Below are 5,764 nucleotides of genomic sequence, written 5' to 3'. Positions count from 1 at the left end.
GTCGAACAACCTTGGCGCATCATGTCAATCGGACTGCGCAATTGGGCGCATAGGTTCTAGCAATCAATGGTTGGTATGAGCTTTCCTCAGCGGATGACGTGGGCGTCCTCAAGCGCCTTCCGCTCGGCCATAATGGCATCAGCAGATTTCGGCCCCTTGCGGCTCGCGGCAATATCCGATGCGTTGACAACCGGAGAGGGCTTCGTATCCCCGAGATCAGCAATATATGTCAGAATTGACGCAAGCTGATCGTCAGACATGGAGCGGAGCGGCGGCATAAAACCGGCATAGGAGTCACCGGCTGCCGTAATCGGACCATGCAGTCCGTTGATCACCACATCCGCAAGATAGGTCTTTCCTCCCGGGGCAGCGGCAATCTTATCAACCCGCCCCTTCAGAGGGGGAAAGCGTCCGGACATCCCCGCTGCATCCGCCATATGGCAGACGCTGCACGTCGTTTTGTAAAGCGACGCACCGTCAGCCGCAAAAGAGGCCGGTGCGCTGAGGAGAAAAGCAAGGACAGGGACGACACGCTTCATCAGGAACTGCTCCGGCACGCTGGATCTTGGGCCGGATCCGGGGGCACACAGGGTCCGCTGAACGGACAGGCGAATATGTGCTTCAGATCCGAAAACATTTCGATATCATTACGTATCCGGGCGCCGTCCGTAAAGACCCCCGCTCAGAATTCGGCAGAAACCGTCCCGAAATACTGGCGCACCGCCCCGCGCTCCAGAGACTGATAATCACCGCTGATCGGGTTTCCGTTCTGACCCATCATGGATACATATTTCGAGTTGAAAAGATTATAGACATTGAAATCCAGGAACATATTTCTGGCAAATCCGATCTTCCCGAGATTCCAGCGCGCCCCCGTACTGGCCAGCCAGTATCCCGGAACGGATGTGTCATTCGTAAAGCTGAAATAACGCTTTGAGTAGTAATGCACATCAAAATGCGCTTCCACCCCGTGCCATGTGTAGGACAGATTAGCCTTGTACATGAACTGCGGATAGTTGACGAGCTTCCGGCCCTTCATATGGTAAAAACCATCGGAAGCATCAAGGTTATTTCCATACGTGCCGTGGTTGTAGCTCACGCTGTTATAGATCGCGAGACCCTTGACCGGCGTCAGCGTCGTGCTCGCATCCACACCGTAAATGCTGACCCTGGACTGAATGACACTCGATACAGGTGCCGTGATCGTCCCCAGGGTCGCCGCCATCAGCCGGTGCCGCGCATCGGCATGATAGCCGTCGATACTCGCCTGAATCAGCTTGTCTGAATAACGATATCCGACGGCATAGACCCAGTCTTTCTCAGGCTTCACGCTGTTCTGCAGATCCCTGAACGTCGCCTGATCCTGCACGGCCCATAATGAGTTGCCACCGCCATTGGGCAGAACCTGATAGGTCCGCATATTCTCCGCAAGATCGAAATACAGCTCATGATGCGGAAGAAAAAACCAGCTCGCGCCCACATGAGGCAGAAACGCCGCAGACGCCGTCATGGTCCCGACGGGCAGCTTATCCGCGCCGGTATAATCCGGATTGTTATAGTATCCGCCACCGGCCGTTCCGGTCACCATGGACTTGAACCCGGCCGTCACACGCAGGTTCTTTAAAGGCCGCCAAGTATCTTCCAGATGCCATGTAAAGTTGTTCGTGCGCCAGGCCATGCCATAGCCACGTTGAAAGGCCGGACCATAAGTCGTGTAGGGACCAACCGTTTTCAGAGGCGCACCCTGGCCCAGAGCCGGCTCGTTATACCAGTACACATCCGCCGCCTGGTTGTTGTTCTCATACCAGACCCCGGCATCAATCGTATGCCGGGCAATCTTATACTCAAGACCGGTCGACCCGCCGACCCGCTCCTGACGCACCTGCCAGACAGCCTCGGAAAACGGTGCGCCGGTATCGGGCGATGCATAGTCATAGTCGGAATAGCTGTAATAACCGGTCATGCTCTGGCCATACAGCATGGATTTCCAGCGCAGATGATCCGTCAGGGCCAGATCAAACCGCAGCCCGCCGGTATAGTCGATCTCATTCTGCCCGGCATCGTAAAGATAGGGCTGCTGGCTGTTCGAGGACACCTCATCCGGCACCGGCAGGGTCGGCGTCCCGCCATCCTGAAGAGAAGCAGCATAGTTATAGGCTTTTGCATAATCCGGATAAAGATGAGGCACCCGCCATCCCATGGTCCGGATCATGCTGAGCGACGTATCCTGATAGCCCCATTCCTGCAGCTGGCTCCAGTTGAAGAACGCCTTCATCATGCTGTCATTGCCGATCGGCTGCACCAGCTTGGAATCAACCTGCTGCTGAAACTGATGGCCGCGCCCCATCCATTTCTTCTCATCAGACCGGGAGTAGGAGACCATGGCTTTCGTCCCGGTCGCATTCAGCTTTCCCGTATCCCCGCGCAGATAGGTGCGATAGGAGGCATAGCTGCCAAACCCCTGACTGACCTTGCCGCCCGCCCTGTCCTTCGGGTCCGATGTCTCGAACTGGATCGTGCCGCCAAGCGTGGATGTGGACGGAACGCTCACACCGCCGGGACCGGTGGACAGGGTCGCGTGCTCGATATCATCGGAAATCACGGCCTGGATCAGATTGACGCCGTTCTGGGTCTCATAGGTCTGGTCATTCAGCGGAATACCATCCAGCGTGATACCAAGCTGGTCCATGAAGAATCCGCGCACATAGATGCTGGACCCCCAGGTATCGATCCCCAGCGCATCGGTCGAACTGAAACTCACCCCCGGCAGACGGTCCAGCGCCTTATAGGCACTGACACCAGGCGTGAACTGTCTGAAAACCGCCTGTCCGATCACGTTATCCGGCCCGCGGGACACAGCCCGGTGCCCGGAAACAGCCACCGTCTCATCCCCCGACGCCCGGATATTGCCATGAGACACCGGCTTCCTCGCAGGTGCAGCCGCCTGCGCAGCCGGTAAGGCGGCTGTGTGATGGACCGTACCCCGCTGCGCGGTCCCGTGATGCGCCCCCTTGCGGGCATGTGTCTCACCGGAGAGAGCCGCACGGGCAGGGGAGGCCATAAGACATACGGATGTCAAAGCCGTAAAACGGAACAGGCTCATCTGGAACCGGCGACCAGAAGAGAAAGGCAGTCGGAGCAAGGAAACCATCACATATCCGCAGAAGAACAGGGGCAGGTGAGGCAGAATATCTGCCGTCGCGACCGTATATAGGAGAAGAGGGATCAGTAACGCAGAGAAGTATTGTGAAATCTGTGTTGCACGAACCAAGGCTCACACGGAACCGGAGACAGATGCAGGCTGTAGGGAGAGCAGGCAGCACAACGCAAGGACGATTTCGCTTGCGAAACCGTACGCGGGCATTTTCCGGCCTCACTGTGGCCGGATTACAATATATAATATTCCGATGCGGAAAGCGGACGGAGGCACACGGATACGACCGCCGGAGCCCGCCGCGCCGTCATCCCCCTCCCGTCGTCAGATGCTCATCCGGCACGCCAGGCCAGACGCTCCTTCTCAGTCAGCGCCAGAGGCAGCCGCTGCCCCAGACGCGCCGCCTCCGCCGCCGTTTCCGTCACAGCCATGACAGCCAGCGCCTGAGCCGCAGACACGGGATTGTCCCGCTTCCCGCGTAACGTGGCCTCAAGTCTGCGATAGAATTCAGGCTGATCCCCCGAGGGCGTCGGAATCGTCACCGCCTCAGCCCCGTCGGGACCGTAGAACAGCATCCTGTCATCATCATCGCCAAACCCCGGCGCATCCGGCCTGATCCCGGCGACAAGCCTGTCCTCCTGAAGATCCGGCCCGTGTTTGACAAGCGTTCCCTCCGATCCGTGAACCGTAAACCGCGCCTCCCCTCCGGCAGCCATCATGCTCCCGCGCAGAATGACGCGATGCTGCGGATAGGACAGAATAACCTCAAACCAGTCATCAGCTTTCCCGCCCGGACGCAGAACGGCAATATCCGCGGTGATGCTGTCCGGCAGACCGAACAGCTGCAAAGCCTGATCCGCCATATGCGGCGCAAGATCAAACCACATGCCACCGCCGGGCACATCAGCATCCCGCCAGCCATCTCCCGGCACCGGCTCGAATTTTCCCATATGGGACTCAAAAACAGCAACATGGCCGACACGACCGGCCTCGATCGCGGAACGGACACCCCGAAAATCACTGTCCCATCGACGGTTCTGAAAAACAGACAGAAGACTGCCGCTCTGCCGTGCGGTCTCAATCACGGCCCTGGTATCCGCAAGACTCAGCATGAAGGGCTTGTCCACCAGAACATTCCGCCCCGCACGCAAGGCGGCTTCCGCAAGCGGCCGATGCGTCTCGTTCGGTGTCGCGATCACGACCAGATCGATCTCATGACAGGCAATGAGATCCTCAGGTGAGCTGAAAACCTCAATACCGGGATAGTCCTTCAGCACGGACTCAGGCCGGGAAGAGGCAACAGCCGCCAGCTTCATGCCCGGCGTGGCCGTGATCATCGCGGCGTGAAAGGTCTTGCCCACAAAGCCGTAACCGATAAGGCCGACGCGAATATCAGCGTTCGTCATCTGATGATCTCCACAATCTGTTATTTTTATCAGTGGATTTTAAAAACACCCTATACTGTAAAATCTGAACACAACGCATGATGCGCCCGGCTCAGACCGTAAACGCACTCCTGAACCGCTCCAGCGCAAGATCGTCATCACCGGAGGCCCACGCCTCCATTCCGACCGTCCCCGTATAGCCAAGATTCTGCAGTTCCCGCGCAATCGCAGGATAGCTGATCTCCCCGGTCCCCGGCTCGCAGCGGCCAGGAACGTCAGAAACCTGAATTTCCCCGATATAAGGAAAGGTTTTTCGCAGAAGGGAAATCAGATTCCCTTCGCCGATCTGTGCATGATACAGATCGAGCATCATCCGCATACAGGGATGGTCCACGGCACGAATCAGGGAGTAACAGTCCTGTGCCCGGCCAAAAGGAACACCGGGATGATCAACCTCTGCATTGAGGTTTTCAAGCACGAACATCACGTCGTGCTTTTCGCCAAGCTCCGCAACACGGCACAGCGTATCGCGTGCCTTCATCCACATTTCCCCGGTTTCATGCGTGCAGGGCTGCACCGGCAGACCATCCGGAGCAAGCCCCGTGCCGTGCAGGTTCAGTCGCGGAATCCCGAGTTTGCGTGCAACGGAAATGGACTCTTCTGCCGTCCGCAGCAGCTCGCGCGCACCGTCATCATCCGTCAGCGTGCCGCGGATATAGCCCGTCATGGATGTAAAATCCGCCCCCGTCGCCGCAAGCGCATCAATATCGTGACGGGTCCAGTCCCAGATCTCGACAGAAAATCCCCGGGACGAAATTTCGCGCACACGCTCAGTAACCGGAAGATCCAGGAAGATCATCTCCGCACAGACCGCCAGAGAAAAACCGGATTTTTCTGAACTCATCTTACGATATCCGAAAGCTTCATATCAGGACACCCCGCCGCGAAACGGCCAGGCGGCCCTGCCCGGATAAAACAGCCCGGGCAGTGCCGCAACGCATCAGTGAGACGGTTTTCCACCCAGCTCACCGGTCAGGAACTGGGCGCGGCCATTTCCGAAAGACCAGTGTGCATCATCATTCTCGACAAATGAGACCATAACGTCAGAAGGCTCGATCCCGCAGCCGGCCTTAAGACGATCCGTAAGAACCTTATACCAACCGTTTCTTGATCAGACTCACGGGGTACCCATTGGGCTAAAAATGTGATTCACAGGATGCTGATC

General features: G+C 57.6%; 4 protein-coding genes and 1 pseudogene. All 5 read right to left on the bottom strand.

From position 1 onward, the window contains the following. Positions 1-86 precede the first annotated feature (86 nt). On the bottom strand, positions 87-539 hold the full coding sequence (locus LOC54_RS10970) for a cytochrome c (RefSeq protein ID WP_279313851.1): 453 nt from the start codon (positions 537-539) through the stop codon (positions 87-89). 143 nt (positions 540-682) lie between these two features. Further along, complete coding sequence (locus LOC54_RS10965) at positions 683-3,151, bottom strand: TonB-dependent receptor (RefSeq protein WP_279313850.1); 2,469 nt, start codon at positions 3,149-3,151, stop codon at positions 683-685. A gap of 335 nt (positions 3,152-3,486) precedes the next feature. Beyond that, entirely contained in the window at positions 3,487-4,560 is a 1,074-nt protein-coding gene (locus tag LOC54_RS10960) for an oxidoreductase (RefSeq protein ID WP_279313849.1), read from the bottom strand. A 91-nt stretch (positions 4,561-4,651) separates the two neighbouring features. After that, entirely contained in the window at positions 4,652-5,443 is a 792-nt protein-coding gene (locus tag LOC54_RS10955) for a TIM barrel protein (protein ID WP_279313848.1), read from the bottom strand. A gap of 96 nt (positions 5,444-5,539) precedes the next feature. Beyond that, positions 5,540-5,695: pseudogene (locus tag LOC54_RS10950) on the bottom strand (tautomerase family protein); the annotation flags it as partial. Between the last annotated feature and the right edge of the window lie 69 nt (positions 5,696-5,764).

The sequence above is a fragment of the Acetobacter sp. AN02 genome, from assembly GCF_029759835.1.
Classification (GTDB): Bacteria; Pseudomonadota; Alphaproteobacteria; order Acetobacterales; family Acetobacteraceae; genus Acetobacter.
The sequence above is the reverse complement of the archived record's forward strand: the minus strand, read 5'-3'. Positions and strand labels throughout refer to the sequence as shown.

Bases quoted from the DNA above. Each gene is read 5' to 3' on its own strand.
- LOC54_RS10970 (WP_279313851.1), bottom strand. From the start codon at position 539: ATGAAGCGTGTCGTCCCTGTCCTTGCTTTTCTCCTCAGCGCACCGGCC.
- LOC54_RS10965 (WP_279313850.1), bottom strand. From the start codon at position 3,151: ATGGTTTCCTTGCTCCGACTGCCTTTCTCTTCTGGTCGCCGGTTCCAG.
- LOC54_RS10960 (WP_279313849.1), bottom strand. From the start codon at position 4,560: ATGACGAACGCTGATATTCGCGTCGGCCTTATCGGTTACGGCTTTGTG.
- LOC54_RS10955 (WP_279313848.1), bottom strand. From the start codon at position 5,443: ATGAGTTCAGAAAAATCCGGTTTTTCTCTGGCGGTCTGTGCGGAGATG.